The organism is Stenotrophomonas sp. WED208, assembly GCF_040984485.1.
GTDB lineage: Bacteria > Pseudomonadota > Gammaproteobacteria > Xanthomonadales > Xanthomonadaceae > Stenotrophomonas > Stenotrophomonas riyadhensis.
The window spans coordinates 134641-161638 of sequence record NZ_JAZARB010000001.1 but is presented as its reverse complement, the minus strand read 5'-3'; the positions used below and the strand labels follow the sequence as shown (position 1 = coordinate 161638).

At 68.1% G+C, this 26998-nt stretch carries 20 protein-coding genes and 1 tRNA gene; 9 read left to right on the top strand and 12 right to left on the bottom strand.

All coding sequences use genetic code 11. The features are described 5' to 3' along the window. Positions 1-12 precede the first annotated feature (12 nt). Entirely contained in the window at positions 13-870 is an 858-nt protein-coding gene (locus tag VPH47_RS00645) for a class I SAM-dependent methyltransferase (protein WP_153854796.1), read from the bottom strand. Between the two features lie 169 nt (positions 871-1039). Here VPH47_RS00645 and VPH47_RS00640 point away from each other — a divergent pair, with 169 nt between their 5' ends. The 4 genes from VPH47_RS00640 (at position 1040) to VPH47_RS00625 (ending at position 5471) form a co-directional block, all read left to right on the top strand. After that, a complete protein-coding gene (locus tag VPH47_RS00640; RefSeq protein ID WP_032129150.1) occupies positions 1040-1996 on the top strand; it encodes an aldo/keto reductase in 957 nt (318 codons plus the stop codon). A 645-nt stretch (positions 1997-2641) separates the two neighbouring features. Then, a tRNA-Gln gene (locus tag VPH47_RS00635) sits at positions 2642-2712 on the top strand. A 357-nt stretch (positions 2713-3069) separates the two neighbouring features. Further along, positions 3070-4194, top strand: a complete 1125-nt coding sequence (locus VPH47_RS00630) for a slipin family protein (RefSeq protein ID WP_368849891.1) — start codon at positions 3070-3072, stop codon at positions 4192-4194. Between the two features lie 56 nt (positions 4195-4250). Then, entirely contained in the window at positions 4251-5471 is a 1221-nt protein-coding gene (locus VPH47_RS00625; RefSeq protein ID WP_126928136.1) for an RtcB family protein, read from the top strand. 37 nt (positions 5472-5508) lie between these two features. On the opposite strand, the gene VPH47_RS00620 is transcribed toward VPH47_RS00625, so the two are convergent. The 4 genes from VPH47_RS00620 to VPH47_RS00605 form a co-directional block, all read right to left on the bottom strand. Further along, positions 5509-6129 carry a ParB-like protein gene (locus VPH47_RS00620; RefSeq protein ID WP_368849890.1) on the bottom strand — a complete coding sequence of 207 codons (621 nt, stop codon included), beginning with the start codon at positions 6127-6129 and terminating at the stop codon, positions 5509-5511. Further along, the gene (locus VPH47_RS00615; RefSeq protein WP_368849889.1) at positions 6126-7796 is read right to left on the bottom strand and encodes a SulP family inorganic anion transporter; all 1671 of its coding nucleotides are present in this window, start codon (positions 7794-7796) and stop codon (positions 6126-6128) included. Before VPH47_RS00615 ends, VPH47_RS00620 begins: the two co-directional genes overlap by 4 nt. Positions 7797-7940: 144 nt before the next feature. Further along, complete coding sequence (locus tag VPH47_RS00610) at positions 7941-8846, bottom strand: NAD(P)/FAD-dependent oxidoreductase (RefSeq protein ID WP_368849888.1); 906 nt, start codon at positions 8844-8846, stop codon at positions 7941-7943. Continuing rightward, a complete protein-coding gene (locus VPH47_RS00605) occupies positions 8836-9291 on the bottom strand; it encodes an Rrf2 family transcriptional regulator (RefSeq protein ID WP_153854798.1) in 456 nt (151 codons plus the stop codon). Before VPH47_RS00605 ends, VPH47_RS00610 begins: the two co-directional genes overlap by 11 nt. Positions 9292-9474: 183 nt before the next feature. Between VPH47_RS00605 and VPH47_RS00600 the strand changes: the two genes are divergently transcribed. Then, complete coding sequence (locus VPH47_RS00600) at positions 9475-11595, top strand: methyl-accepting chemotaxis protein (RefSeq protein WP_368849887.1); 2121 nt, start codon at positions 9475-9477, stop codon at positions 11593-11595. Between the two features lie 73 nt (positions 11596-11668). Here the strand turns inward: VPH47_RS00600 and VPH47_RS00595 are convergent, their stop codons facing one another. Then, positions 11669-12571 (bottom strand): LysR substrate-binding domain-containing protein, encoded by a 903-nt coding sequence (locus tag VPH47_RS00595; protein ID WP_368849886.1) that lies wholly within the window; start codon positions 12569-12571, stop codon positions 11669-11671. A gap of 107 nt (positions 12572-12678) precedes the next feature. Here VPH47_RS00595 and VPH47_RS00590 point away from each other — a divergent pair, with 107 nt between their 5' ends. Beyond that, positions 12679-13893, top strand: a complete 1215-nt coding sequence (locus VPH47_RS00590; protein WP_164162706.1) for an MFS transporter — start codon at positions 12679-12681, stop codon at positions 13891-13893. Positions 13894-13980: 87 nt separating this feature from the next. Continuing rightward, complete coding sequence (gene dkgB, locus VPH47_RS00585) at positions 13981-14790, top strand: 2,5-didehydrogluconate reductase DkgB (RefSeq protein WP_368849885.1); 810 nt, start codon at positions 13981-13983, stop codon at positions 14788-14790. A 157-nt stretch (positions 14791-14947) separates the two neighbouring features. On the opposite strand, the gene VPH47_RS00580 is transcribed toward dkgB, so the two are convergent. Continuing rightward, entirely contained in the window at positions 14948-15655 is a 708-nt protein-coding gene (locus tag VPH47_RS00580) for an alpha/beta fold hydrolase (RefSeq protein WP_368849884.1), read from the bottom strand. 139 nt (positions 15656-15794) lie between these two features. Here VPH47_RS00580 and VPH47_RS00575 point away from each other — a divergent pair, with 139 nt between their 5' ends. Further along, positions 15795-16175, top strand: a complete 381-nt coding sequence (locus VPH47_RS00575; RefSeq protein WP_110714103.1) for a YbjQ family protein — start codon at positions 15795-15797, stop codon at positions 16173-16175. 38 nt (positions 16176-16213) lie between these two features. Here the strand turns inward: VPH47_RS00575 and VPH47_RS00570 are convergent, their stop codons facing one another. Together VPH47_RS00570 and mgtE are read right to left on the bottom strand one after the other, a co-directional pair. After that, positions 16214-18940 (bottom strand): bifunctional acetate--CoA ligase family protein/GNAT family N-acetyltransferase, encoded by a 2727-nt coding sequence (locus VPH47_RS00570; RefSeq protein ID WP_368849883.1) that lies wholly within the window; start codon positions 18938-18940, stop codon positions 16214-16216. A 147-nt stretch (positions 18941-19087) separates the two neighbouring features. Next, positions 19088-20458 carry a magnesium transporter gene (mgtE, locus tag VPH47_RS00565; protein ID WP_014038917.1) on the bottom strand — a complete coding sequence of 457 codons (1371 nt, stop codon included), beginning with the start codon at positions 20456-20458 and terminating at the stop codon, positions 19088-19090. 341 nt (positions 20459-20799) lie between these two features. Here mgtE and VPH47_RS00560 point away from each other — a divergent pair, with 341 nt between their 5' ends. After that, positions 20800-22587: a monovalent cation:proton antiporter-2 (CPA2) family protein gene (locus VPH47_RS00560; protein WP_197611826.1), complete on the top strand. Its 1788-nt coding sequence runs from the start codon at positions 20800-20802 to the stop codon at positions 22585-22587. A 177-nt stretch (positions 22588-22764) separates the two neighbouring features. Here VPH47_RS00560 and VPH47_RS00555 read toward each other — a convergent pair whose 3' ends face one another. From VPH47_RS00555 to VPH47_RS00545, 3 genes are all read right to left on the bottom strand, one after another. Continuing rightward, a complete protein-coding gene (locus VPH47_RS00555) occupies positions 22765-26103 on the bottom strand; it encodes an ankyrin repeat domain-containing protein (RefSeq protein WP_153854807.1) in 3339 nt (1112 codons plus the stop codon). Further along, a complete protein-coding gene (locus tag VPH47_RS00550; protein WP_049431711.1) occupies positions 26096-26356 on the bottom strand; it encodes a YcgL domain-containing protein in 261 nt (86 codons plus the stop codon). Before VPH47_RS00550 ends, VPH47_RS00555 begins: the two co-directional genes overlap by 8 nt. 160 nt (positions 26357-26516) lie before the next feature. After that, the gene (locus VPH47_RS00545; protein ID WP_014038922.1) at positions 26517-26957 is read right to left on the bottom strand and encodes a hypothetical protein; all 441 of its coding nucleotides are present in this window, start codon (positions 26955-26957) and stop codon (positions 26517-26519) included. Positions 26958-26998: the final 41 nt, after the last annotated feature.

The following is a 26998-nucleotide window of genomic DNA, read 5'->3' as shown; positions in this document are numbered from 1 at the left end:
GGCGCTATCGCCTTACGGCTTGATGAAGCGCAGGGTCATGCGGTCGCTTTCGCCGATCCCCTGGTACTTCGCATCATCGGCCTTGTCGTGCTGGTTGGTCGGCGGCAGCGTCCACACGCCGTTCGGGTGGTCCTTGGTGTCGCGCGGGTTGGCGTTGACCTCGCTGCGCGCGTCCAGCTTGAAGCCGGCGGCCTCGGCCATCGCAATCACCTGCTGCTGGCCGACGTAGCCGGTGTCATCGTCGTCGGCCACGTCGGCCTTGGCGCGGTGCTCGACCACGCCCAGCACGCCGCCCGGCTTGAGCACGTTGAAGAAGCCCTGGAACATGCCCTGTGCCTGGCCGGCCTTGCGCCAGTTGTGCACGTTGCGGAAGGTCAGCACCACGTCGGCTGAACTGGCCGGGCCGAACACCGGCTTGGCCGGATCGTAGGCCACCACGGCGGTCTTGCCGAACTGTGCCGGCGCACCGGCGTACTTCTTTTCCAGGCTGTCGCGGCTGCGCTGCTGGTAGTCACGGCCGCGCCCTTCGGCAACCGCCATTGGATCGACCACGGCAGCAATGTAATGGCCCTTGTCATGCAGCAGCGGCGCCAGGATTTCCGAGTACCAGCCGTTGCCGGGGGTGATCTCGATGACGGTCTTTTCCGGCGTCACCTTGAAGAACGACAGCGTCTGCGCCGGATGACGGAAGCCATCGCGCTTGACGTTGTTGGCATCACGGGTCGACGCCTTCACCGCCGCATCGATGGCCGGTGAGACCTGGATCTTCGCCGGTGCCACCGTGGCCGGTGCGGCGAACGCGGGAACAGCGGCAAGCAGGGCCGAAGCAAGCAGCAGGCGGCAACCACGCAGGGACGAAGCAGGCATCATCGAAGCGACTCCAGCGGAAGATGCGGCGAGACTAGCAGCCGCGGCGTCCCAGGTGTTCACAAAACGTTAGCTGCGTGCGTATCGCGGAACACTGTTTTGTGGTCACCGCCGCAGCACGGTCACACAACGCGTTTTATTCTGGAGCACTTCCCCCAAGGAGTCCGTGCCCATGACGGCAACCCGCGAACTGGGCCGTTCCGGCCTGCATGTACGTCCGCTCGCCTTCGGTGGCAACGTGTTCGGCTGGAGCGCCGATGAGAAGGCCAGCTTCGCCCTGCTCGATGCCTTCGTCGACGCCGGCTTCAACCTGGTCGACACCGCCGATGTGTATTCGGCCTGGGTGCCGGGCAATGCCGGTGGCGAATCGGAAACGCTGATCGGCAAGTGGTTCGCCCGCAGCGGCAAGCGCGACAAGGTGGTGCTGGCAACCAAGGTGGCCAAGTGGGCCGAGCGCCCCGGCCTGACCCCGGACAACATCAATGCCGCGGTGGAAGATTCGCTGCGCCGCCTGCAGACCGATGTCATCGATCTGTACCAGGCCCATGAAGACGATGAATCCACGCCGCTGGAAGCGACGCTGGCCGCGTTCGGGCGCCTGATCGAAGCCGGCAAGGTGCGTGCGATCGGTGCGTCCAACTACAGCGCCACGCGCCTGGCCGATGCGCTGAAGGTATCCACCGACTACAAGCTGCCGCGTTACGAAACCCTGCAGCCCGAGTACAACCTGTACGACCGCGCCGGCTACGAGAAGGAGCTGGAACCGCTGGTGCAGCGCGAACAGATCGGCGTGATCGGCTACTACGCCCTGGCCAGCGGCTTCCTCAGCGGCAAGTACCGCACGCCGGCCGATGCGGCCAAGAGCCCGGCACGTGGCGAGAACGTGGTGAAGCGCTATCTGAATCCGCGTGGCCTGCGCATCCTGCAGGCGCTGGATGACGTGGCCAGCAAGCACAGCGCCAGTGCCGCGCAGATCGCACTGGCGTGGCAGATCGCACGGCCGTCGATCACCGCGCCGATCGTCAGCGCCACCAGCGTCGAGCAGCTGCACGATCTGCTCGCGGCGGCGAACGTGTCGCTGAGCGTGCAGGATGTCGCGCAACTCGACGCCGCCAGTACGGAAGCCTGAGTTGTAGTGCCGGCCGCTGGCCGGCATTGCGCGGTAAAGAAGAAAATAATTGAACAAAATGGTTGCGCACGAGTAAATCGTGGTTTATCGTGCGCACCTCGTTTCAACAACCACTGGAAACTTCCCTTGAACGCGCATTCCGTCGCCATCGCCAAACTGCTGCCATGCCTGCGCATGGACGTGCTGGCGCGCGCGTTCGGCAAGGAAGTCCAGCTGACAACGGCCTGATACCCGCCCTGCGGAGATCGGCCACCCCGATCTCCGAGGCTTGACGACGCCCTCGGAACGCAAGTCCCGGGGGCGTTTTCGTTTGCGTCGGCACAAGGACCCGCGATGCCAGAACTGCACACCGCGCGGCAACCCGCCGCTCACTGACCCAGGTTTTTCCCGCCCCGCCGAAGGATTTACTTCGAGCGAGTGTTGACACCTGGACATTATCTGCATCGCACCCAAACATTATCGCTCGCGATAATGTCGGCGGCCTGCACCCTCGATTCTCCAACGGTCCCGTTTCCACCACGGGCTGGTGCGCGCGGCGTTGCCGTGGCGTATGCCGGAGGTCGCGGACATGCCATCGCCTGGATCGCCTGCTGGAGGCAGGCACCGGTTCGCCGGTACGCGGTTCGATTCCGCGCGGTTCACCACTGGATAGCTCAGTCGGGTAGAGCAACGGATCCTGATTCCGTCTGTCGTGGGTTCGACTCCCACTCCAACCACATGACCTCTCACGTCATGACTTGAAGCAACACCCGGGGCGCAAGCCCCAGCGGCCATCGTCGCCGTCCACGGACATCGCCTTCGGGCAGGAACGTGGAAGGCAACGGACCGCACGCCGGGCCCCGGCCCGCCGCCACTGCCAGCCACGTTCCGCACCGGTGCTGCCTGCCGGGAACGACGACGGCAGCAGAGCCGGTGCACCGAAGGCTCCGCGCGCGGACCGTCCGCCGATGGCCGCCCTCTTCCGCCGCCTGCACGTGGTGTGCAGCTGGCTGTGCCACGACCTGATCGACCCGGGTCATGGCGATTCATTCCCATCGGGTCGAACCACCAGAGCCATACAAGGAGAGACTCCCATGTTCTGGACCATCAAGGTCGTGATCGGCGACGGCGAGCGCGGCCTGGTGTATCGCAACCGTCGCTTCCAGCAGATCCTGCTGCCGGGCGTGCACCGCCTGTCGCCGTTCGGCGGCCGACCGCACGTGGACATCCACACCGCATCCAAGGGCGCGGCCTACACCGGAAGCGACCAGGACAGCCTGATCGAGGCACTGGGCGCGACGCTGGACACGCACTTCGTGCTGGCCAACGTCGGTGCCACCGAGGTCGGCCTGTTGCTGCGCAACGGCCGCATCGATGAAGTCCTGCCGCCGAGCAGCCGCCGTCTGTACTGGCGGGGTTCGGTCGACACCCAGGTGCGCGTGATGGCGCTGGGTGACGAGCCGCGCATTCCGGCGGACGTGCAGCAGCGCCTGGGCCAGTTGGGCGTGCTGCCGCGTGTGGCGGTGATCAGCACCGTGCCGAGCGAGTCGGTCGGCCTGCTGTTCATCGATGGCACGCTGCGGCAGACGCTGGACGCCGGCCTGCACGCGTTCTGGAACTTCAACGGCAACGTATCGGTGGAGCGTGTGGAGCTGCGCGCGCGTTCGCTGGACGTGTCCGGCCAGGAACTGCTCAGCCGCGACAAGGTGACCCTGCGGGTGAACCTGGCCGCGACCGTGCAGGTGGTCGATCCGGTGCGTGCACACCGCACGCTCAGCAATGCCGATGAGTTCGTCTACCGGCAGCTGCAGTTCGGCCTGCGCCAGGCGATCGCCGCGCGCAGCCTGGACGAGCTGCTGGGCGACAAGGCCGCACTGGACGGCGAGATCGCCGCCCATGTGCAGGCGGTGATCGAGGGCCACGGCGTGCGGCTGCTCGGCGTGGGCATCAAGGACGTGATCCTGCCGGGTGAGATGAAGGAGATCCTCAACGGTGTGGTGCTGGCCGAGAAGCAGGCCCAGGCCAGCGTGATCCGCCGTCGCGAGGAGGCCAACGCCACGCGTTCGCAGCTCAACACCGCAAAGCTGATCGAGGACAACCCGGTGCTGATGCGCTTGAAGGAGCTGGAGGCGCTGGAGAAGGTCACCGAGAAGATCGACAAGCTCACCGTGTTCGGCGGCCTGGAGGGCGTGCTGAAGCAGTTGGTGACGATCAGGTAGCGGGTAGCGGCGGCGCAGGGACGCGCCGCCGGCCCATCAAGGACAAACACAAAGACATGGACACTCAACAGAACTATCAATGGCTGCACGCCGAGGGCACCACGCCGATCAAGGGCTGGGTCAACGGTGTGCCGCTGGAAGCGCAGGCGCATGAGCAGCTGCGCAACATCGCCGCGATCCCGTTCGTCGGGCCGTGGGTGGCCGTGATGCCGGACGTGCACCTGGGCAAGGGTGCGACCGTGGGCTCGGTGATTCCGACCCGCGGTGCGATCATCCCGGCCGCGGTCGGTGTCGATATCGGCTGCGGCATGGCCGCCGTGCGCACCACGCTGCGTGCCAACGACCTGCCCGATGACCTGCGGCAGCTGCGCAACAGCATCGAGCGCAGCATCCCGGTCGGCAACGGACGCGGCGGCGAGCACCACCGCATGCCCGACAGCATCCACACGCGGCTGGTGCAGTCCGGGCTGGCCGCCGGTCTGGAGAAAATCAAGGACAAGCACCGCAGGATCCGCACCGACAAGCTCGACCGCCAGTTGGGTACGCTGGGCGGCGGCAACCACTTCATCGAACTGTGCCTGGACGAGACGGACACGGTGTGGGTGATGCTGCACAGCGGATCACGCGGCACCGGCAACCTGATCGGCACCTACTTCATCGAGAAGGCGCGCGAGGAACTGGCCCGGCGCGTGCTCGGCTTCCATCTGCCGGACAAGGACCTGGCGTTCTTCATGGAGGGCGAGCCGCTGTTCGATGACTACGTCGAGGCGGTGTCGTGGGCGCAGGACTATGCCCGGCAGAACCGCGAGGCAATGATGTCGCGGGTGCTGGCCGAGATGCGCCACCGGCTGCCGAAGTTCCAGCTGGCAGCGATGGCGGTGAACTGCCACCACAACTACGTGCAGAAGGAGACGCACCACGGCCAGGAACTGCTGGTGACGCGCAAGGGCGCGGTCAGCGCGCGCGAGGGCGAGCTGGGCATCATTCCCGGCAGCATGGGCACGCGCAGCTACATCGTGCGTGGCAAGGGCAACGCGGACAGCTTCCACAGCTGCAGCCACGGTGCCGGCCGGGTGATGAGCCGTGGCACCGCGCGCCAGCAGATCACGCTGGCCCAGCATCGCGAAGCAACCGCGCACGTGGAATGCCGCAAGGACAGCGGCGTGCTGGACGAGTCACCGGCCGCGTACAAGTCGATCGACGACGTGATGGCGGCGCAGCTCGACCTGGTGGACGTGGTGCACACCCTGCGCCAGGTGCTGTGCGTGAAGGGATGATGGAACGGTGCCGGCCACGGCCGGCACCCACCGCGCCTCAATCGTGCTCGACCCCACACCAACCCGGCAGATAGCGCGCGTCGCTGTGCCGTGCATGTTCGGTGGCGGTGGTTACCGCCTGTTGGAAATCGCGGCGGATCAGCTTGCGGGTCATGTGCTGGCGGAAATGATCGGCCCACAGGAACTCGGCGAACGGCTGCACTGATTTGGCGTAGCCACCACGGCGGCGGACCTCGCCGGCCAGCGAACGATGCGGGTCATCGGCCAGGTCCAGCAGCGACTTCGGCATCGCCGACGCTGGCTGGCGTACGCCCTCGGCATCGAACGGATGCGCCCAGCAATAGCGCTCCATCACGGTCCAGAACAGCTTTCGCGGCAGGTGCGAGAGATCGGCCTGGACCACGGTCAGCACGTGTTCGATGCCCTCCTCGTGCAGGGCCAGCGCCAGATGGTGGTGGTCGATCAGGTACAGCCGGTTCGACGGCCCCACCACCACCGGCACCATGTGTCGCCCGAGGTAGCGCTCCTCCCCCTCCTTCGGCAGGTGCTTCCATTGCGCGCGCTTGCGCTGCACTTCCAGCAGGCCCACGCTCATCTGCGTCGGACGCAGTTCGAGGATGGCGACCGGCGAAAGCCGCGGTTCGGGAATGCGGGTCATGGCGTACCTCGTGTGCGGTAGTGGTCAACGGCCTGTTGCACGCTGTGGGTGGTTCCGTCCGGCCCCAGCAAGGCGGCGATGCCGAAGCGCTCCAGCGCCTGCATCGCACGTACCGAGCCCAGCCGGGCGATGACGAACGCGATGTCTTTCTGCTGGCAGAGACCGATCACCTCACGCAGGGTCTGCGCCGCGCTGTAGTCGATCTCGACGATGGCACTGCCCTCCAGCACGATCAGGCCCGGCGCCGGCATCGTCTCCATGCTGGCCAACAGCTGCCGCTTGAAACTGTCGGCGTTGGCGAACAACAGCGGCGCCTGGAACGCCAGCACGGTCACACCGGGCTCGGTCTCGCCACGGCTGCCCGGCCACCAGACGGTGCTGCCCGGCAGGCGTGTCAGCGTCAGCATTGGACTGTGCGCGATCATCCACACACCATGCAGCAGGGCCAGGCCCACGCCGATCGCGATGCCCGACTGGATCGGCAGGCAAACCACCGCCAGGAAGGTCAGCACCGCCAGCAGCGCTTCACCGCGCGCACGGCGAGCGATGTCGATCAGCACGCGCAGGCGGAACAGGCGGACCGCGACGAACAGCAGCACGCCCGCGAGCGCCGCGTCCGGAATGGCGCCAAGCACGTCACCGCCACAGAACGCCAATAGCATCACCAGCGCCGCCGCGATCAACGCCGCCAGCTGCGACGTTGCCCCGGCCTCCACCGCCACCGCGGTGCGCGGCGGGCTGGCATTGACCGGGAACGCACCAAACGCGGCCGAGAGCAGATTGCCTGCACCGACACCGAGGAAATCCTTGTTGACGTCAGGCTCTTCCTCGCCAGGGAACGCACGATCGACGGCGGCCACCTGCATGATGATGACCAGGGTCAACAGCAACGCCAGTGGCACCAGGGTGGTGAAGGTCGCCAGCGCCGGCAGCTGCCAGGCCGGTGGATACGGTGACACCGCGCCGAGCGTCGCCACACCCAGCCGTTCGGCACCGAACCAGGCAACCAGCAGCGTGGCGATGGCCACGGCGATCAGCGCGCCGGGAATGCGCGGATTGATCCGATCGCACAACGCCATCGCCAACAGCACGCCGAAGCTGATCAGGGTCGGCAGCAGTTGTGCCTGCGGCAGCGCCCCCAGCAGTTCATACAGCCGCTCAGGCAGCTCGCTCGACGACAGGCTGACGCCCAACGCCACCGGCAACTGCGAGGCGGCGATATGCACGGCGATGCCACCGAGGAAGCCCGTCACCACCGGCACCGACAGCAGGGCGGCAACCACGCCGATCCGCAGCAGTGCCGCGAGTGCCAGGAACACGCCGACCAGCAGCGCCAGCACCACGGCACTTCCGGCCAGCGCACCAGCCTGCTGCGCGGCCAGGCCGGCCAGGGTGAGTGCGAAGATCGGCGTGATCGTCGAATCGGCGCCAACCGTCAGCCGGCGGTTGCGGCCCAGCAGCACGAAGCCCAGCGTGGCGCCGACGAAGGCGTAGAAGCCCATCTGCGGCTCGAAGCCACCCAGCCGTGCCGTCGCCATCTGTTCGGGCAGGGTGATTGCCGCCAGGGTCACGCCGGCGATGGCATCGCGCGTGGCCTGCGCCGGCCGCCAGCCACGCAGGCCCTGCAAAGGGGCCAGCAGCGATCTGAGGCGGTTTGTTTCATCCATGCCAGGTCCGGGCTGCGTGGCTGCGTTGCGTCCACTATCGGCGTGGGGAAGTGGAAATGGCGTCAGGGGTCAGATCCCTTTCGCAGAAAGGGATCTGACCCCAAAGGCGCCGACCAAGGTCGGCATCTACCGGAACATGCCCGTTCAGCGCGCCACGCTGTCCTCGGCCACCAGCGCATGATGCACGCCGATCCCCGCGCGCACCCCTTCGGCGGTGGCCAGGGTGATATTGCCGACCGTGGTTGCATCGCCTGCGGCGTACACGTTCGGCACCGAGGTCTGCTTCATCGCATCGACCTCGATCAGCACGCCCAGCGGGCTCTCGGCCAGAACGCAGCCCAGCTGCTGCACCAGCGGCGTGGCCATCGCCTGGGTGGCCGGTACGAACAGCGCACGCTGGGCGATGCGGCGGCCATCGGCCAGCTCCACTTCCAGCCAGGTCGGCTGGTCGCCCTGCACACCCAGCACGGGTGACGTCTCGATGTGCACGCCACGCTGCTGCATGGCGGCGCGTTCCTCATCGGTGATCTCCAGACCCATGCTGAAGAACGTGACATTGCCCCAGTCGGCGAACAGCGGCGCCTTGCTGGCGGACATCGGATGGCCACCGAGCAGGCCGATGGCGCCGCCACCGACTTCATAGCCGTGGCAGTAGGGGCAGTGCAGCACGGTGCTGCCCCAACGCTCGGCCAGTCCGGGCAGCGCCGGCAGCTGGTCGACGATACCGCTGGCCAGCAGCAGCTTGCGCGCGGCCAGCACCTGGCCATCGGCGGTATGCACTTCCACGCCTTCGGCGGTGGTACGGGCGTGCTCTGCTTCGGCGTTCACCCAGCGTACCGTGGGATAGCCCAGCAACTGCTGGCGTGCAGTCTTCAGCAGCTCGGCACCACTGATGCCGTCCAGTCCCAGCACACCGTGCGAATGGCTGGCGAAACGGTTGCGCGGCAAACCTGCGTCGATGACGGTGACCGGGCGGCGGGCACGGGCCAGGATCAGGCCGGCGGCGATGCCGGCATAGCTGCCGCCGACGATGAGCACATCAGGATTCATGGTGACCTTCCAGGGAACGGTGATGGGCGAGATGGCGGGCGAAGTCGGCGCCGAGCTGGTCCAGCGTGGTTGCCTGCAGCCGCGCCTCGAGCAGCCGCTGTGCTTCACGTGCGCCTTCGAGCAGGGCGCTGTTGACCAGTTGCTGGATCGGGCAGCCACCGCCGGAATCGCGGGCACCGACCTGGACCAGCGGCGGTGCGCCCACCGCCAGGTAGATGTCATGCAGGGTGATCGCTGCGGCATCGCGGGCCAGCAGGCTGCCGCCGCCATGACCGCGCGTGCTGCGCACCAGGCCGGCCTTGTGCAGTTGCGCCAGCAGGCGGCGGATCACCACCGGATGGGTCGGCAGGCATGACGCCAGCTGTTCGGAGGTGCGCGGCTGGGCATGCCCGACCAGATGCGCCATCACGTGCAGGGCGTCGGAAAGCGGGTTCGCGGATTTCATGTAACAACAATAGTTACATTTAATTCTCCTGTCGAGGGTCTGCTTTCGTTCCATATGGACACATCTGTCCTATGAAATAGTTTCTTCACATCGCTAAACGAAACGCGAATGTGATGCGCGTCGCACTTCAGCGCGTGCGCAGCGGGTCGATACCGCAGTGCCCCTTCCCGAGAGTTCTTCCCCATGAATGCGTCTGTCCGTGCTCCGCGCCTGCAGTCCAAGCTGCTCGGCGCGGTTTCTGTTGGTCTGGCCGTGGTCCTGCTGTGCGCTCTGGCCGGCCTGGCCTCCGCCTGGTTGAAGTTGTCCACCGAGGTTCCACCCGAAGTCGCGCACAGCCGCGATGCCGAACGCCTGCAGCGCGAGTTCCGCGGCCAGGTGCAGGAATGGAAGAACGTGCTGCTGCGCGGCCACGACGACGCGTTGCGCCAACGCCACCTGGACGCCTTCGACAGCGAGGGCCGTCTGGTCGAACAGCTGGCCAAGGGCCTGGTGACGAGCCCGGACGCGCACACGCGTGAACTGGCGCAGGCGTTCATCGGCCTGCACGCGCAGTTGCAGCAGGACTACCACGCGGCGCTGCAGGCCTTCGCCGAGGCCGGCTACGATCCCGCCGCCGGCGACAATCTCGTGCGCGGCAAGGATCGCCCGGTGGCGGCGGCACTGGATGCACTGAGCACGCATGCCACGCAGGTGGCCGAGGCGGCGCTGGCGGCCCGTTCGCACCAGGCGCGGCAGACACTGCTGCTGTGCGCGGCGTTGACCGTGCTGGCTGCCGTGCTGCTGTTGATCGGGCTGGGCTGGTGGCTGCGGCGTGCCGTGGTGCAGCCGGTGCTGGCGGTGGAAGCCGCTGCGCGTGCAGTGGCTGCCGGTGATCTGCAGCACGTTGTGCAGGTGCGCAGCCGCGACGAGATCGGTCGCCTCGCGCAGGCCATGCAGGCGGTGCAGTCGACGCTGCGTGGCGTGCTGGAGGCGCAGGCGGCGATGGCACAGGCGCATGACGCCGGCACCATCAGCCACCGCATGGACGCCCGTGCCTTCCCCGGCGCATTCGGCACGATGGTGGCCGACAGCAACGCGCTGGTCGATGCGCATATCCAGGTCAAGATGCGCGCGATCGCGATCATGGGGCGCTACGCCATCGGCGACCTCAGCCAGGACATGGAGCGGCTGCCGGGCGAGAAGGCCGTGATCACCGAAGCACTGGATACCGCCAAGGCCAATCTGGGCACCATCAATGGCGAGATCCGCCGCCTGGCCGAAGCGGCCGCCGCCGGTGACTTCAGCCAGCGTGGCGACAGCGCACGTTTCGAGCATGATTTCCGCGCGATGGTCGATGGCCTGAACCGCCTGATGCAGGCCACTGAACTGAACCTGGGCGAGGTCTCCAGCATGCTGCGTGCGATCGCCGATGGCCGCCTTGGCGCACGCATGCACGGTGATTTCCAGGGTGTGTTCGCACGCATCGCCGGCGATGCCAACACCACTGCCGCGCAGTTGGCCACCATCGTCACCGACATCAAGCACGCCTCCGGCAACATCCACACGGCTGCGGCGGAGATCGCCGCCGGCAACAATGATCTGTCGCGCCGCACCGAACAGCAGGCCGCCAACCTGGAAGAAACCGCTGCATCGATGGAGGAACTGACCTCCACCGTGCGCCAGAATGCCGAGCACGCCCGCCAGGCCAACCAGCTGGCGATCGGCGCGCACAACGTCGCCTCGCACGGCGGCAACGTGGTCGGCCAGGTGGTGGCAACGATGGGCGCGATCGAAACCTCGTCGCGGCAGATCGCCGAGATCATCAGCGTGATCGATGGCATCGCGTTCCAGACCAACATCCTGGCGCTGAATGCCGCGGTGGAAGCGGCGCGCGCCGGTGAACAGGGCCGCGGCTTCGCGGTGGTCGCCAGCGAAGTGCGCACACTGGCACAGCGTTCGGCCGCTGCGGCGAAGGAGATCAAGTCGCTGATCGAGACCTCGGTGGAACAGGTCGGCCACGGCGCACAGCGGGTGCGCGAGGCCGGTGACACCATGGCCGAGATCGTGGCGTCGGTGCAGCGGGTGACCGACATCATGGCCGAGATTTCGGCGGCCTCGCAGGAGCAGAGCGCAGGTATCGAGCAGGTCAGCCAGACGGTGATCCAGATGGATGGCACCACCCAGCAGAACGCCGCGCTGGTGGAGGAAGCCAGTGCCGCCGCACGCAGCCTGGAACAACAGGCGAACCGGTTGATCGACGCGGTGGATGTGTTCGATCTGTCGACCACGGCGGCAGCGAAGGGCGGGCTGGCGCGCGCGGCCTGAGTGATCCGGTTGCCGGCCAGCGGCCGGCACTACCCGTGTGATGAGCTGTAGTGCCGGCCGCTGGCCGGCAACCTCAGCGCACGTAATCGCTCTGTGCCATCGCGTCGGCCAGGTAGTCGACGAACGAGCTGATCCGCGCCGACACCGCAGTGTTGCGGTAATACACCGCGTGGATCGGCTGGTGTACATCCAGCGTCTGCGCCGCCAGCACTGGCACCAACGTGCCGGCAGTGCGGTCGCGATCGGTGACGAAGTCGGACAGGCAGGTGATGCCGACGCCTTCCACCGCCAGGCGGCGCAGCGTCTCGCCACTGGACACGGCGATGTCCGGGCGCACCAGCAGCAACCCCTCCGACTCACCGGGCAGCGGCCAGCGGTTCAGCGATTCCGGCTCGTTGAAGCTGAGCAGCGTGTGCTGGCCCAGCGCGGCGACGCTGGCCGGTTCACCGTGCCTGGCCAGGTAGGCCGGGCTCGCCACCAACCGCAGTTGGCAACGCCCCAGCGGCCGCGCGTGCAGGGTGGAGTCGGCCAGCGGCCCGATCCGGATCGCCAGATCGGTGCGTCGCTCCAGCAGGTCGATGTAGCGGTCGGAACTGTTCAACTCCAGCTGCACGTCCGGGTAGCGCGCGCGATAACCGGCCACCAGCGGCGCGATCACGTGCAGCACGAACGGCATCGCCGCATCCACCCGCAGGCGCCCGGCCGGGCGCCCGCGGCGCGCCGCCATCTGTTCCTCGGCCGATTCCACCGCATCGACGATCGCGCGCGCATGGCGCAGGAACGCCTCGCCCTCGGCAGTCAGGTGCAGGCGGCGGGTGGTGCGGGTCAGCAGGGTGATCCCCAGCTTGTCCTCCAGCCGCCCCAGCGCGCGGCTCACACCCGAGGGCGTCTGCCCCAGCTGCTCGGCGGCAGCACTGATCGAACCGCTGTCGATCACCGCCAGGAAGGCCTGCATTTCATCAAGCGTCGTCTTCATGCCCCTATTATTGACTGCACAGCAAGAGTGATTGGCGTGAAGACCGGTTTTTCGGCAAAGGTCGGCAGCGCAGACTGCGCAGCCTCTTCCTCCTGCTGGACCCTGTCATGATCCGTGGCATTCCCCTCGCCCTGCTGGCGTTGACCCTCGGTGCCTTCGCCATCGGCACCACCGAATTCGTCATCGTCGGCCTGATCCCGACCATTGCCGGCGACCTGCAGGTCAGCCTGCCTTCGGCCGGCCTGCTGGTCTCGCTGTACGCACTGGGCGTGGCCATCGGCGCACCGGTGCTGACCGCGCTCACCGGCCGCGTGCCGCGCAAGTCGCTGCTGGTTGCGCTGATGGTGCTGTTCACGCTCGGCAACGTCATCGCCTTCCTGGCACCGGGCTACACCTCGCTGATCCTTGCCCGCATCCTCACCGGCCTGGCCCACGGCGTGTTCTTCTCGATCGGCGCGATCATCGCCACCGCCGTAGTGCCGAAGGAGAAGGCCGCCAGCGCGATTGCCATCATGTTCACCGGCCTGACCGTGGCACTGGTGACCGGCGTGCCGCTGGGCACTTTCATCGGCCAGCACCTGGGCTGGCGCGCGACCTTCCTGGCGGTGGCCGGCCTCGGCGTGATCGCCCTGCTCGGCGCGCTGCTGTTCGTACCGCGCAACCTGCCGCAGAGCGCACCGGCCAGCCTCCGCCAGCAGCTGGCCGTGCTGGGCCAGCCACGCCTGCTGCTGGTCTATGCGATGACCGCGCTGGGCTACGGCGGTACCTTCCTGGCCTTCACCTACCTGGCGCCGATCCTGCAGGACGTCACTGGCTTCTCCGCCAATGCGGTCAGCCTGGTGCTGCTGGTGTACGGCGTGTCGGTGGCGATCGGCAATCTGTGGGGCGGGCGCATGGCCGACCGCATGGGTCCGGTGCCCGCGCTGAAGCGCATCTTCGCATTGCTGGCCCTGGTGCTGTTCGTACTCACGTTCACGGCCTACAACACCTGGTTGATGCTGCTGACGGTGCTGGCGCTGGGCGCGGTGGCGTTCGGCAACGTGCCCGGCCTGCAGGTCTACGTGGTCAAGCAGGCGCAGCGCTATGCACCGCAGGCCAGCGACGTGGCCTCGGGCCTGAACATCGCCGCGTTCAACGTCGGCATCGCCATGGGCGCCTCGCTGGGTGGCCTGGTGGTGGAGCACATCGGCCTGATGCATACGCCCTGGCTGGGCGCGCTGGTGGTCGCACTGGCCTACGTGCTGACCGCGCTCAGCGGCCGCCTCGACCGCCGTGATGGCATCGACCACCGCGCCGACGGCATTGCCGCCACCGCGCATTGATTCATGCAATGCACCGTTGCCGGCATGCATGCGGTGCCTGTCCTACCCTCTTCCCTCTGCTACTCCCTTCCCCCGTTGGAGCTTCCCATGACTGTCCCCGCTTTCGGTCTCGGCACCTTCCGCCTCAAAGACCAGACCGTGATCGACTCGGTGCGCAACGCACTGGAGGTCGGCTACCGCGCCATCGATACCGCGCAGATCTACGGCAATGAAGCCGAAGTCGGCCAGGCCATCGCCGAGTCGGGCGTGCCGCGCGATGATCTCTACCTGACCACCAAGGTGTGGATCACCGCGTTCAAGCGCGATGCGCTGCTGGCCAGCCTGCGTACCAGTCTGGAGAAGCTGCGCACCGATCGCGTCGACCTGGCGCTGATCCACTGGCCGTCACCGAATGACAAGGTCGATGTGCCGATGGAGGAATACCTGCCAGCACTGGCCGAGGCCAAGGCGCAGGGGCTGACCCGCGAGATCGGCATCTCCAATTTCACCATCGCGCAGACCCGCAAGGCGATCGAGATCCTCGGTGCCGAAGCCATCGCCACCAACCAGATCGAGATCCACCCGTACCTGCAGAACCGCCTGCTGGTGAAGTTCCTGCAGGACAACGGCATCCACATCACCGCCTACATGAGCCTGGCCTATGGCGAAGTGCTGAAGGACCCGGTGATCCAGGCCATTGCCGGCCGCCACCAGGCCACCCCGGCGCAGGTTGCGCTGGCCTGGGCGCTGCAGCAGGGCTTCTCGGTCATTCCGTCGTCGACCAAGCGCGAAAACCTGGCAGCCAACCTGGAAGCAGCGGCCGTACGCCTGACCGACGAAGACATGGCGCAGATCGCCAAGCTGGATCGCGGCCATCGTTTGGCGAATCCGGAAGGTATTGCCCCGGCCTGGGATTGAGGCATTGTTGTAGAGCCGAGCCCACGCTCGGCTCCTGGCCGCCTGCAGCCGAGCATGGCTCGGCTCTACAGGTAGATGCCGACCTTGGTCGGCGCTGGCCTCTGGTCAGTCGATGACACATCGTGCCGACCAAGGTCGGCACCTACCAAAGGCAGCGCTATCCCTCGCCTTGCAGCAACCACCCACGCATGGCCGCACTGACCTCGTCCGGCTTTTCCATCGGTGCCAGGTGCCCGCAATCAGGCACCACCACCAGCTGCGAATGCGGCGCCAGGGCGTGCATCTCCTCGCTCACCGCCAGCGGCGTGATGCGGTCGTTCGCACCGCAGACGATCAGCAGCGGATCGCGGTAGCCGGCCAGCACGTCATGGCCGTCGCGGCGCTCCAGCGTGCTCTGGCGCAGGAACACTTCGGCGCCCAACCGCGCGGTCATGTCGCGCACACGCTGCACCAGCACGTAGTCGTCCAGCCGAGAAGCATCGATGTAGCTGCGCATCAGCACGTCACCGAAGCCGTGGAATTTTCCCGGCAGGCGCACGCTGGCACGTTGGCTGCGGCGCTGCTCGGCACGTTCCGGCGAATCGGCATGGATCGAGGTATCGATCAGCGCCAGCTGCAGCACACGTTCCGGCGCGATGCGCAGGATCTGCTGGGCGACGAAACCGCCCAGCGAGAAACCGGCCAGCGCAAAGCGTTCCGGCGCCTGCGCCAGCACGTCCTCGGCCACGCCCTGCAGGGTTTCGCCGCGGGTCTGGTCGCCCACCGTGCAATCAGCGATGTCGACCAGGTCAGCCAGCTGTGCGCGCCAGAGCTCGGCATCGTTGAGCAGGCCGGGCAGCAGCAACAGGGGGATACGGTCGGTCATGCGGGTATTGTCGCGCCGGTGCGGTGGCGGCGCCATGCCGCAACGGGCGGTTGCGTTGTAGAGTCGAGCCCTGCTCGACTGCTCCACAGCCAGTCGAGCAGGGCTCGACTCTACAGAAGGCAACGACACGGACGCGACCATGGCAGACCCCTACAACAGCGGTATCCCCTCCCCGCCCGCGCTGCGCTTCGACGATGCGCTGGTCACCACCGCCTTCGAGCTGCCCGGCCATCGCGTCGTGCGCAACCTGGGGGTAGTGCGCGGCATCACCGTGCGCTCGCGTTCGATCGTCGGCAACTTCCTGGGCGGCATCCAGACGCTCTTCGGTGGCAACATCACCATCTACACCGAACTGTGCGAGCAGGCCCGCGAGGAAACCTACCGCGACATGGTCAAGCACGCGCGGCAGCTGGGCGCCAACGCGATCATCGGCATGCGCTACGACGCCACCGACGTGATGACCGGGCTGACCGAGGTGCTGTGCTATGGCACGGCGGTGGTGGTGGAACCATTGCGTTGAAGCTGTAGAGCCGAGCCCATGCTCGGCTCAGGCGGCAATCAAGCCACCGGCGGAACGTCAGGCACCTCGACCTGCTGCACCGGCAGGGTCACCATCATCACCGTCGGGTCATCCGGATCCAGCTTCGTCTTGAAGCCCAGGCTCTGGCACATCGCCAGCATGGTGCTGTTCTCGCGCAGCACCTGGCCTTCGACCACGTCCAGGCCCAGCCACTTGGCGTACTCGATCATGATCGCCATCAACCGCCAGCCGATGCCGTGGCCCTTCAGGTCCGAACGGATCAGGATGCCGTACTCGCCACGGTGGTAATCGGCATCGGCGTGCAGGCGTACCGCGCCCAGCATTTCGCCGCTGCGCGGTTCGATCGCCACCAGCGCGATCGAGCGTGCGTAGTCGAGCTGGGTCAGGCGCGCGATGAACTCGTGGCTGAAGTGCTTCACCGACTGGAAGAAGCGCAGGCGCAGGTCCTCGTCGCTGACGCGGGCGAAGAACGCACGGAACAGCGCATCGTCCTCCGGCCGCACCGGGCGCACGAAGGCACGGCCGCCATCGGACAGCTCGATGGTGCGCTCCCACTCCTTCGGGTATGGGAACACCGAGAAACGCGGGTGGCCGCGGCCCTTGTGCAGGATGCGCGACGGCGCCACCGCCACGCGGGCGTCAAGGGCGAGGATGCCCTTGCCGTCGACCAGCAGCGGGTTGATGTCCAGCGTGCGCACTTCGGGAATGTCGGCGGCCAGTTGTGCCAGCTTCACCAGCGCCAGCGCCAGTGCGCGCTCGTCAGCCGCCGGCACGTCACCGTAAGCCTTGAGGATGCGCGAGGCGCGGGTCTGGCCGATCAGCTCGTGGGCCAGGCGCAGGTCCAGCGGCGGCAGCGCCAGCGCCTTGTCGTTGATCACTTCGACGGCAGTGCCGCCGCGACCGACCACGATCACCGGACCGAACGTCGCGTCATCGGCGATGCCGACAATCAACTCGCGCGCCTTCGGGCGGACGATGGTCGGCTGTACCAGCAGGCCATCGATGCGTGCATCCGGCCGCAGCTGGCGTGCGCGCGACAGGATCGCGTTGGCCGCGCTCTGCACCGCCGGCAGCGTGGACAGGTTCAGGCGCACGCCATCCACTTCCGACTTGTGCGGAATATCCGGCGAGAGAATCTTCAGTGCGACCGTGGCACCGCGCTCCAGCAGCGGCTGCGCCAGATCCATCGCCTCGTGCGCATCGCGCGCATGCATCACCGGCGCGGACGGAATGCCATAGGCCTTTAGCAGTTCATGGGTGGCCAGCGGGTCCAGCCACTGCTGGCCGTTGGCCAGTGCGGCATCAACCAGCGTGCGCGCGGCGACCGTGTCGACGCTGAAGTCCTGCGGCAGGCTGGGCGGCGTTTCCATCAACGCGTTCTGCGCTTCGCGGTAGCGCACCAGGTGCTGGAAGCCACGTACGGCTTCGGCCTCGGTCGGATAGGTCGGCACCCGTGCCGCGTTGAGCGTGGCGGTAGCCTGGTCGTCGTTGCCCAGCCACACCGCGAACACCGGCTTGTCGCGATGATGGCGGGGGCGCAGGCCGAGCGTGCGGGTGAGCGCTTGCGCGGCGTCCGCCGATGAGGTGAACGCGGTCGGCACGTTCACCACCATCACCGCGTCATTCTCGTTGTCGGCCAGCAGCGCTTCGATGGCCGCGGCATAGCGATCACCATCGGCGTCGACCACGATGTCGACCGGATTGCTGCGCGACCAGCCCTGCGGCAGCACCGCGTCGAGTTTCTCGACGGTGCTGTCGGACAGGTTGGCCAGCGTGCCGCGCAGCGCGATCAACTGGTCCACCGCAAGGCGACCCACGCCACCACCGTTGCTGAGGATGGCCAAGCGGCGACCGGGGAACGTCCCCAACCGACCCAGCGACTCGGCGGCGGTAAACAGTTCGTCCAGCGCCCCCACGCGCAGCAGGCCGGCGCGGTTGAAGGCCGCGCCGTACACATCATCGGCGCGGGCCAGGGCCTGCACATGGGTATCGCGGCTGCCCGGCTGCACACGCTCGGCGCGGCCGGACTTCACCACCACCACCGGCTTGGCGCGGGCCGCGGCACGCGCGGCCGACATGAACTTGCGCGCGTCCTTGATCTGCTCGACGTAGAGCAGGATGGCGCGGGTGCGGTAGTCGGTGGCGAAGTAGTCGAGCAGGTCGCCGAAGTCGACGTCCATCGTGTCGCCCAGCGAGACCACGGCGGAGAAGCCGACCGAGCGCGCCACGCCCCATTCCACCAGCGCGGCGGCAATGGCCGAGGATTCGGAGATCAGCGCGAGGTCACCGGCCTGCGGGAAGTGCGCGGCGATGCTCGCGTTGAGCCGTGCATGTGGTGCGATCACGCCCAGGCAGTGCGGGCCGAGGATGCGCAGGCCATGCTTGCGCGCCACCGTCTCGACCTGTTCCGACAACGAGCCCGGGCCTTCGCCCAGGTGCGCGGTGAGGATGATCGCCGCCTGCACGCCACGTTCGGCGGCGGTGCGCACCACCTGCGGCACGATCGCCGCCGGTGCGGTGATCACCACCAGGTCGGGCACCCAGTCCAGGTCCTTCAAGCGCTTGACCGTGCGGATGCCATCGATCTCGGCATGCCGCGGATTGATCCACGCCACCTTGCCGGGGAAGCCGGTGCCGCGCAGGTTGCGCATCACCGCGCGCCCGGCCGAGCGCTCGCGCGGGCTGCCGCCGATCACCGCGACCGACTGCGGACGGAACACGGACTGCAGGTGGTAGGTACTCATGCGCCTACGGTACACGGACCGGCGCATCGGGCGCATGATCCAGCGCAAGGCCCCGGTCTCCGGGGTCGGATCCCTTCGCACAGCGATGGGCTCTGACCCCTGCGTGCCGACCAAGGTCGGCACCTACCGGAGCACGGTGGTTCCGGCTTACAGCAACGTGCCGTGCAGGATCATCGCCGCGATGCTGAAGTAGATCACCAGGCCGGTCACGTCCACCAGGGTGGCCACGAACGGCGCCGAAGCGCTGGCCGGGTCGAAGCCGAGCCGCTTCAGGATGAAGGGCAACATCGAGCCGGACAGCGAACCGAAGGTGACGATGCCGACCAGCGCGGCGCCGATGGTGATCGCCAGCAGGATCCAGTGCTCGCCGTAGTCATGCAGGCCGCCCAGCTGCCAGATCACGATGCGCACGATGGCCAGGCAGCCGAGGATGGCGCCCAGCACCATGCCGGTCGGGATTTCGCGCAGGGCCACCTTCCACCAGTCGCGCAGGCGCAGTTCGCGCAGCGCCAGGCTGCGGATCAGCAGCGAGGTGGCCTGCGAGCCGGAGTTGCCACCCGAGCTCATGATCAGCGGGATGAACAGGGTCAGCACCACCGCGCGTGCCAGTTCGTCTTCGTAGTGCTGCATCGCGCTGGCGGTCAGCATCTCGCCCAGGAACAGCACGCTCAGCCAGCCGGCGCGCTTGCGCAGCATCTCGAAGAAGCCGATCTGCATGTACGGCTTGTCCAGCGCCTCCATGCCGCCGAACTTGTGCGCGTCCTCGGTGGATTCCTCGATCAGCGCATCGAGCACGTCGTCCACGGTGACGATGCCGAGCATCTGCTGCTGCGCGTCGACCACCGGAATCGCCAGCAGGTCGTGGCGGCGGATCAGCCGTGCCACTTCTTCCTGGTCCATCAGCGCATCCACGGTCACCGGCGGATTGACCTGGGCCACGTCCAGGATAGATTCCTCGGGCAGGCCGGTGATCAGCCGGCGCATGGTCACCACCTGCTGCAGCTGCTGGCTGGCCGGCTCCAGCACGTAGATCGCGTACACCGTCTCGCGGGTGCGCTCGACCTGGCGGATGTGCTGCAGGGTCTGCGCCACGGTCCAGCTGGCAGGCACCGCCACGTACTCGGTGGTCATCAGCGCGCCAGCGGTGTTCGGCGGGTAGCTGAGCAGCTTCTGGATGGCCTGGCGGGCGTCGGTGCCCAGCAGTGGAATCAGCCGCGCGCGCTCTTCTTCGTCCAGCTCGTGGACGATGTCGGTGGCCCGGTCGTCGGCCATCAGGCCCAGCAGCGCCGCAGCCCGCGCCGGTGGCAGCGCGGCCACCAGCTCACCGCTGCGATGCAGCTCCGGCGCTTCGAGCATCTTCACTGCACGCGGCAACGGCAGCGCAGCCAGCGTTTCCGCGGCGCGGGTCAGTTCCAGCGTGTTGAGGAATTCCACCGCGTCGGCGGTGTTGTAGTTCGCCAGCGGTGCGGCCAGTGCGGCGGCATCGGCCACCGGGCGCAGCAATTGCTTCTGGTTCATCGGTTTTGCCTTGTGGGGGTGCGACCTCGCGCAACGCCAACGCAGGCAAACCGTCCCGATGTCAGGCGGTGGCCATCGCTGGCGTCGAACGAGGTCGACTTCTACTGTCGCTGGACATGGGTTGGGGACTCCGGGATGCGTATGCCGACGGACGCGCCGCCAGCGGCGGGCAGTCTGGACCCGTGGGCCATGCAGGTCAACCCGGCAGCCCTGCACCGACGCCCGGCCGGTTGTTCTCGTGCGTACACAGACCGGCGCGCATAATGTCGCGGTGGTGCTCACCACGCCCTCCCCCACCCGAACGGACGCACAGCGGGCTCCCCCGATGACCAGGTATTCCCATGCATAGCGGTGGTCTGGAACTGGCCCTGGTGCTGCTGCTGGCGGCGGTCATCGCCGTGCCGGTGTTCAAGAAATTCGGCTTCGGCGCGGTGCTGGGCTACCTGGCGGCCGGCGTGGTGCTGGGCCCGGACGGGCTGGGCTTCGTGCAGGACGCCGACCGCATCCTCGGCGCCGCTGAGATCGGCGTGGTGATGCTGCTGTTCGTGATCGGTCTGGAACTGTCGCCGGCACGCCTGAAGGTGATGCGGCGCTCGGTGTTCGGCGCCGGTGCGGCACAGGTGGCGCTGTCCGGGCTGGTGCTGGGGGGATTGCTGCTGCTCGATCACTTCCAGTGGAAGAGCGCGCTGGTGGTGGGCGTGGCGCTGGCGCTGTCATCCACCGCGGTGGGCCTGCAGCTGCTGTCAGAACACAAGGCGATCAACAGCGACCATGGCCGGCTGGGTTTTGCCATCCTGCTGTTCCAGGACCTGATCGCGATCCCGCTGCTGGCGGCCATCCCGCTGCTGGGCGGGGTGAAGAACGAGACCCTGCGCATCGAGGATGCGATGGTGGCGCTGGGTGCGCTGGCAGTGGTGATCCTGTGCGGGCGACCGGTGCTGCGCAAGGTGTTCAGCATCATCGCGCGCACCCGCAGCCCGGAAGTGTTCACCGCCACCGCCCTGCTGGTGGTGCTGGGTACCGCCTGGTTCATGCAGGAAGCCGGCCTCAGCCCCAGCCTGGGCGCCTTCCTGGCCGGGGTGCTGCTGTCCGATTCGGAGTTCCGGCACGAGCTGGAAGCACAGATCGAGCCGTTCAAGGGCCTGCTGCTGGGCCTGTTCTTCATCGCGGTGGGCATGGGCATCGACCTCGACCGCATCGCCGCCGAGCCCTGGCTGATCGCGGCGGGCGTGGCGATCCTGCTGGTGGTCAAGTTCGGCCTGCTGTACGTGATCGGGCGCATCGCCAGGCTCAGTTCACGGCAGTCGTTGCTGCTGGGCAGCGTGCTGTGGCTGGGCGGCGAATTCGCCTTCGTGGTGTTCAACGAAGCGCAGCGCGCGCACCTGCTGGGCAACGCCAACCATGACCGGCTGGTGGCGATCGTCGGCCTGTCGATGGCGATCACGCCGCTGCTGATGATCGCGCTGCTCAAGCTGCTCGGCCAGGAAAAGGCCGCACCGCGCCAGGCGGCCGAGGCTGACAAGGTAGCGCCGGACAACCGGCCCAAGGTGCTGATCGCCGGCATGGGCCGCTTCGGCCAGGTGATCGCGCGCCTGTTGACCGCGCAGAAGGTGCCGTTCGTGGCGCTGGAGGCGAACCCGGACACCGTGGCCGACCTGCGCCGCTTCGGCAACCAGCTGTACTACGGCGACCCGACCCGGCCGGAGATGCTGCGCGCGGCCGGCGGCGAGCACATCGATGTGTTCGTGATCACCGTGGACGACCCGGAAACCAACCTGCGCGCGGTGCGCATGGTGCGCCGGCTGTACCCGGACGCGACGGTGCTGGCGCGTGCACGCAACCGCCAGCATGCGTGGCGCCTGATGGACATGTCGGCCGAGCCGTTCCGCGAAGTATTCGGCACCAGCCTGGAAATGAGCGGGCGCGTGCTGACCGCGCTCGGCGTTGCACCGAACGTGGCCGAACGGCATGTGCAGCGTTTCCGCGAACACGACGAACAGCTGCTGCGCGATCAGTACCTGGTCTACGACGACGAGGCCGCGGTGATCCAGACCTCGCGCGATGCACGCAACGACCTGATGCACCTGTTCGAGGCCGACGCGGAAAGCGACGGCGACAAGGAGCGCTGACGGCACCCACCCGATCAATGGTGGACCCGGTAGCGCCGGCCGCTGGCCGGCAGCCTCGGGATCCCGGAGGTTTCATGAGGTTGCCGGCCAGCGGCCGGCACTACCCGCAGCAGATTCCGGCAGCGCGGTGTCGGGGTCAGAGCCCTTTCCCTTGGAAAGGGATCCGACCCCGGCCTGTCAGCCGTTGTCGCGCAGGAACCGCGCCATCGACGAAACGCCCGGCACGCGCGGTTCGAACTCGCCAGCAACGTCGATGAAGCCGCGCATCACCGCGATCTCGCGCGGGCTGCGGTTGAGGCTGTCGCGCACTTCCGGATCGGCACCGGCGCGCAGCAGGCGCTGCACCAGCAGTGGCAGGCCGTGCAGCGCGGCCAGATGCAGCGGGCCGAAGCCGCGCGGATCACGCACGTCCAGGCTGACGTCCTCGTCCAGCAGGCGCTCCACCGCCGCCATCACCACCTGCTCGTCGCACGCGGTACCCGGCTCGGCGCGTGCGCCCAGCAGCAGCAGCAGCGGCGTGACCGAACCGGCAGCGGCCTGGTCCGGTTCGGCACCGGCCAGCAGCAGGGTGTCGAGCAGGGCCAGCAGGCGCGAGCGATCGCGCGCACTGAAACCGTACAGGGCAGCGCAATGCAGCGGCCCCAGCTGCTGCGCGTCACCGGCATGCACGTCGGCACCGGCGGTGAGCAGGCGCGCGACGATGTCCGGCAGGCCCAGCGCCGAGGCCAGCATCAGCACGGTCACCCCACCCGGCAGGCGGTGTTCCAGCTTGGCGCCGGCATCGAGCAGGGCCGACACGATATCCACCTGGCGCATGCTGACCGCCGCCGACAGCGGCGTCGCACCACTGGCCGCGGCGTGCTGCGGATCGGCGCCACGCGCCAGCAGCAGGTCGGTCACCGCCAGATGGCCACCACCGGCCGCACGCAGCAGCGCGGTGCAGCCCTGTGCATCAACCGCATCAACGGCGAAGCCCAGATCGATCAGGCGACGCACCGCATCCACGTCACCGGCCATCGCGGCGGCCGGCAGATCGGCCTCGCGCAGGGTACGGCGCGGCAACGGCCACACCCGCCAGTCCAGCCAGTCGGCCAGGTCACGGCGACCGATCGACAGCGCCACACCCAGCGGCGTCTGGCCGTCGGCGGCACGTGCTTCCGGCGAGGCGCCGTGCTGCACCAGCAGCTTCAGCGCGCCTTCGCGGGCCAATGCGGTGGCCAGGTGCAGTGCGGTCATGCCATGGCTGTCGCGTGCTTCGCGATCGACACCGGCCTTGAGCAGGGCCTGCTGCAGGCGCAGCCAGCCCAGACGCACCGCCAGCGACAGCGGCGGATCACCCGCCGGCGAGGCCGCGAACGGATCGGCGCCACGTTCCAGCAGCTCCAGTGCCAGCTGTTCCAGGCCACGGGCGGCCTGGTCGTGCTGCGCACAGGCGGCCAGGAAGCGCGCCAGGCCACCGCGTCCGGCCGGGGACAGGCCCCGCTGCAGCATCACCTGCAGCGCAGGCACCGCGTCGATGCCGCGCGACAGCAGCGCGAACATCGGCGTGTCGGCGCAGGCGTCACGCACATAGGGATCAGCGCCGTGGCCGAGCAGCCAGTCGACCGCACGCGGCTCCAGTGCCAGTTCCGGATCGAGCAGCAGGCCACCCAGTTCTTCCGGCTGGCACAGCTTGGCCAGCGCCGCCATGCCATCGGTGTTGCCGAAGCCCAGTGCCTCGCGCAGCAGGGTCAACGGCGGGCGGTCCGGCAGCAGGCCGCTGGCGCTGGCCGCTTCGCCACGCTCGGCCAGGCCATCGCTGACCGCAGCCGGCAACGGATAGGACGGGTCCAGCAGGGCCACGATCGCCCAACGACCGGCTTCGGCGGCGTAGTCCACCGCACGGCGGCCGACCGGATCGGTGGCATCGGCGGCGATGCCCAGTTCAACCAGGCGCTTGATCAGCAGCGGCGAGACATCTTCGGCCATCGCTGCCAGCTGCACCGCGTTGCGGCCTTCGCCATCCACCGCGACCAGGTCCGGCTTGTGCGGCAGCAGATGCTCGATCACGGCAGCGCGACCGGCACGGGCCGCTTCCAGCCACGGCGTACGGCCCAGCGCATCGCGCGCTTCCAGATTGGCGCCGGCACCCAGCAGCACGCCGATGATCTCGACGTGGCCAGCCAGTGCGGCCTCATGCAGCGCGCTGCGGCGCTGGCGATCACGCGCGTCGGCCCGCGCCTTGTGCTTGAGCAGCAGCTGCACGCCGGCCGGATCGTCGTCTTCGGTGGCGGCCGCAGCCAGCAGCACCGGGGTGCCTTCGGCAGGCTCGCTGCGTGCACCGCGTTCGAGCAGGAACCGCGCCAGGCGCCAGTTGCCAACCTGGCAGGCCACCGCCAACGGCGACCAGCCATCGTGGTTCAGTGCGTCGACTTCGGCTGCGGCATCACGCAGCAGCGCGGCCACACCCGGGTCGGAGCTGCGCGCAGCATGGTGCAGCGGGGTGTTGCCATCGCTGTCGGTGGCACGCGAATCGGCGCCGTTGGCGAGCAGGGTCATCACCGCTTCGGGGCGGCCATGCCAGCTGTCACGGGTGGCGGCCAGCAGCGGGGTCATGCCCCGGTGCGGCGCATTCACGTCGACGCCGCGGGCAATCAGCTCGCGCAGCAGGCGCAGGTCCGGCAGTACTGCGGCCAGTACGGCCAGGCTGCGCTGGTCGCGCCAGTTGGGGTCGGGCAGCGCATAGGGATCGGCACCGGCCTGCAGCAGCTGCAGGCCACGGTCGATGCGGCCCTGGCGGGCGGCTTCATACAGGGCCGGGGTCAGCTCCTGCGGCGCCATCGCCTCCAGCGGCGCGGTTTCGGTGGCGGCAGCGAACATCGGTTCGCGCTCGCTGCTGGCCGCGGTCAACGGGCTCGATCGCAGCGACACCAGCGGCGCCGGCGCCACCCGCTGCAGCAGCAGGTGCAGCAGTGGCGACAGCACCACCACCGCCAGCGCGGCGGGCCAGCGCGCGCTCTCCGGCAGCAGGCCCGGCCAGGCCGGCAGCACCACCAGTGCGGACAGCGCGATCACCAGCGCGGCCACGCCCAGGCCACGCCACGCGGTCAGGTCGCGCCCGGCCAGCGCCTGCCAATGCTGGGCCAGGCTGCCGTCCAGGCGTTCAACGTCGTTCCACAACGGCCAGGTACGCCATGCCGCCAGCAGGCCGGCACTGACCAGCACGCTCAGGCCCAGCACCGCGGCCAGGCTGCCGCTGTCGCGCAGCGCCGCCAGCGGCCAGGCCAGCAGCAGCGCCAGCAGCAGCGGTGCGGCCGCCCACAACGCCAGCAGCGCCGGCAGGTCCTGGCGCGCGACGACCTTCAGCGGCAGCAGCGCACGGCTGCGACGCCACCACGACACACCCAGCGCGAACGCGGGCTGCGCCAGGGCGGCGAGGATCGCACCTGGAACGCCACCCACGGCAGCGCCCAGCGCCAGTACGGCGCCAACGGCGAAGGCGATCGACAGGACGCGCGGACGGGAGGCGTCAGTCATAGTGCCGCGGCATCAGACTGGCCACCGACGGCGGCACCTGCAGGTAGAACCCGCGTTCGCTCATTTCGCTGCGGACCTTGTCCGGATCGGCCTGGGCCAGGCGGCGCTGGGCATCCAGGGCCACGTCCAGGACGAAGGTGAGCGCACCCAGCGAGGTGAGCAGCGGCGCGGGCAGCGCGCTGAAATCATCGCGTCGGGGAACGTAGACGTAGGTGTCGGGCTTGAGTTGGCTTTTATAGACGTAGGCGTGCATGTCCGCGGGACAATAACCCGGGAAGAGCCATGATTGTGTCGGAAAGCCGACACCGGGGAAAGCCGTCAGCCGACGATGGCGGCGTGATCGACGGCGTTTCCCCAGCGGGGTTCAGCAATGTGGCGGCGGCGTTCAGGCAGCGCCGCCGCCACACGGGCGCTTACTTGACCTTGGCGTAGGTGCCCTTCAGCGCCACACCGGCGACGAAGGTGCCGGCCCAGCACTCGTAGTTGGTCGTGCTCTTGAACTCGTTCTTCTTGTAATAGCTGACGATGTCGACCACCGCGTTGGCGCCGCGCGACCTGGCGCCGTCCTGCAGCGCGCGCAGCGCCGACAGCGCAACCCAGCGGCAGGCCTCCGCGTCGCTCTTGTTGGCGGCGTTGGTCTTCTTGTTGGTCACGTCTTCGCCCAGGCGCTGCTGCACGCTCACCGGCTGTCCCGCCAGGTAGAAGCGCACGCTGCCGTCGATGCCGGCGTCCTTGGCAGCCTGCGAGCTGACCAGCTCCTGCAGGGACTGCTCGACGCGGGTATCGCGGGCGGAGGCGGTGGAGGTCAGGGCCAGCAGCGCGGTGGCCGTAGCGATCATCAGGGTGCGGCGCATCGGAACATCTCCTTGTCGAGGGTGCGGGTGGGTAGCGGAAA

What these genes read in the sequence shown, in the direction of transcription:
- VPH47_RS00600 (WP_368849887.1), top strand. Translation starts at nt 9,475, where the DNA reads ATGAATGCGTCTGTCCGTGCTCCGCGCCTGCAGTCCAAGCTGCTCGGC.
- VPH47_RS00580 (WP_368849884.1), bottom strand. Translation starts at nt 15,655, where the DNA reads ATGACCGACCGTATCCCCCTGTTGCTGCTGCCCGGCCTGCTCAACGAT.
- VPH47_RS00560 (WP_197611826.1), top strand. Translation starts at nt 20,800, where the DNA reads ATGCATAGCGGTGGTCTGGAACTGGCCCTGGTGCTGCTGCTGGCGGCG.
- VPH47_RS00590 (WP_164162706.1), top strand. Translation starts at nt 12,679, where the DNA reads ATGATCCGTGGCATTCCCCTCGCCCTGCTGGCGTTGACCCTCGGTGCC.
- VPH47_RS00610 (WP_368849888.1), bottom strand. Translation starts at nt 8,846, where the DNA reads ATGAATCCTGATGTGCTCATCGTCGGCGGCAGCTATGCCGGCATCGCC.
- VPH47_RS00555 (WP_153854807.1), bottom strand. Translation starts at nt 26,103, where the DNA reads ATGACTGACGCCTCCCGTCCGCGCGTCCTGTCGATCGCCTTCGCCGTT.
- VPH47_RS00640 (WP_032129150.1), top strand. Translation starts at nt 1,040, where the DNA reads ATGACGGCAACCCGCGAACTGGGCCGTTCCGGCCTGCATGTACGTCCG.
- VPH47_RS00620 (WP_368849890.1), bottom strand. Translation starts at nt 6,129, where the DNA reads ATGACCCGCATTCCCGAACCGCGGCTTTCGCCGGTCGCCATCCTCGAA.
- VPH47_RS00605 (WP_153854798.1), bottom strand. Translation starts at nt 9,291, where the DNA reads ATGAAATCCGCGAACCCGCTTTCCGACGCCCTGCACGTGATGGCGCAT.
- VPH47_RS00545 (WP_014038922.1), bottom strand. Translation starts at nt 26,957, where the DNA reads ATGCGCCGCACCCTGATGATCGCTACGGCCACCGCGCTGCTGGCCCTG.
- dkgB (WP_368849885.1), top strand. Translation starts at nt 13,981, where the DNA reads ATGACTGTCCCCGCTTTCGGTCTCGGCACCTTCCGCCTCAAAGACCAG.
- VPH47_RS00615 (WP_368849889.1), bottom strand. Translation starts at nt 7,796, where the DNA reads ATGGATGAAACAAACCGCCTCAGATCGCTGCTGGCCCCTTTGCAGGGC.
- VPH47_RS00645 (WP_153854796.1), bottom strand. Translation starts at nt 870, where the DNA reads ATGATGCCTGCTTCGTCCCTGCGTGGTTGCCGCCTGCTGCTTGCTTCG.
- VPH47_RS00550 (WP_049431711.1), bottom strand. Translation starts at nt 26,356, where the DNA reads ATGCACGCCTACGTCTATAAAAGCCAACTCAAGCCCGACACCTACGTC.
- VPH47_RS00630 (WP_368849891.1), top strand. Translation starts at nt 3,070, where the DNA reads ATGTTCTGGACCATCAAGGTCGTGATCGGCGACGGCGAGCGCGGCCTG.
- VPH47_RS00575 (WP_110714103.1), top strand. Translation starts at nt 15,795, where the DNA reads ATGGCAGACCCCTACAACAGCGGTATCCCCTCCCCGCCCGCGCTGCGC.
- mgtE (WP_014038917.1), bottom strand. Translation starts at nt 20,458, where the DNA reads ATGAACCAGAAGCAATTGCTGCGCCCGGTGGCCGATGCCGCCGCACTG.
- VPH47_RS00625 (WP_126928136.1), top strand. Translation starts at nt 4,251, where the DNA reads ATGGACACTCAACAGAACTATCAATGGCTGCACGCCGAGGGCACCACG.
- VPH47_RS00570 (WP_368849883.1), bottom strand. Translation starts at nt 18,940, where the DNA reads ATGAGTACCTACCACCTGCAGTCCGTGTTCCGTCCGCAGTCGGTCGCG.
- VPH47_RS00595 (WP_368849886.1), bottom strand. Translation starts at nt 12,571, where the DNA reads ATGAAGACGACGCTTGATGAAATGCAGGCCTTCCTGGCGGTGATCGAC.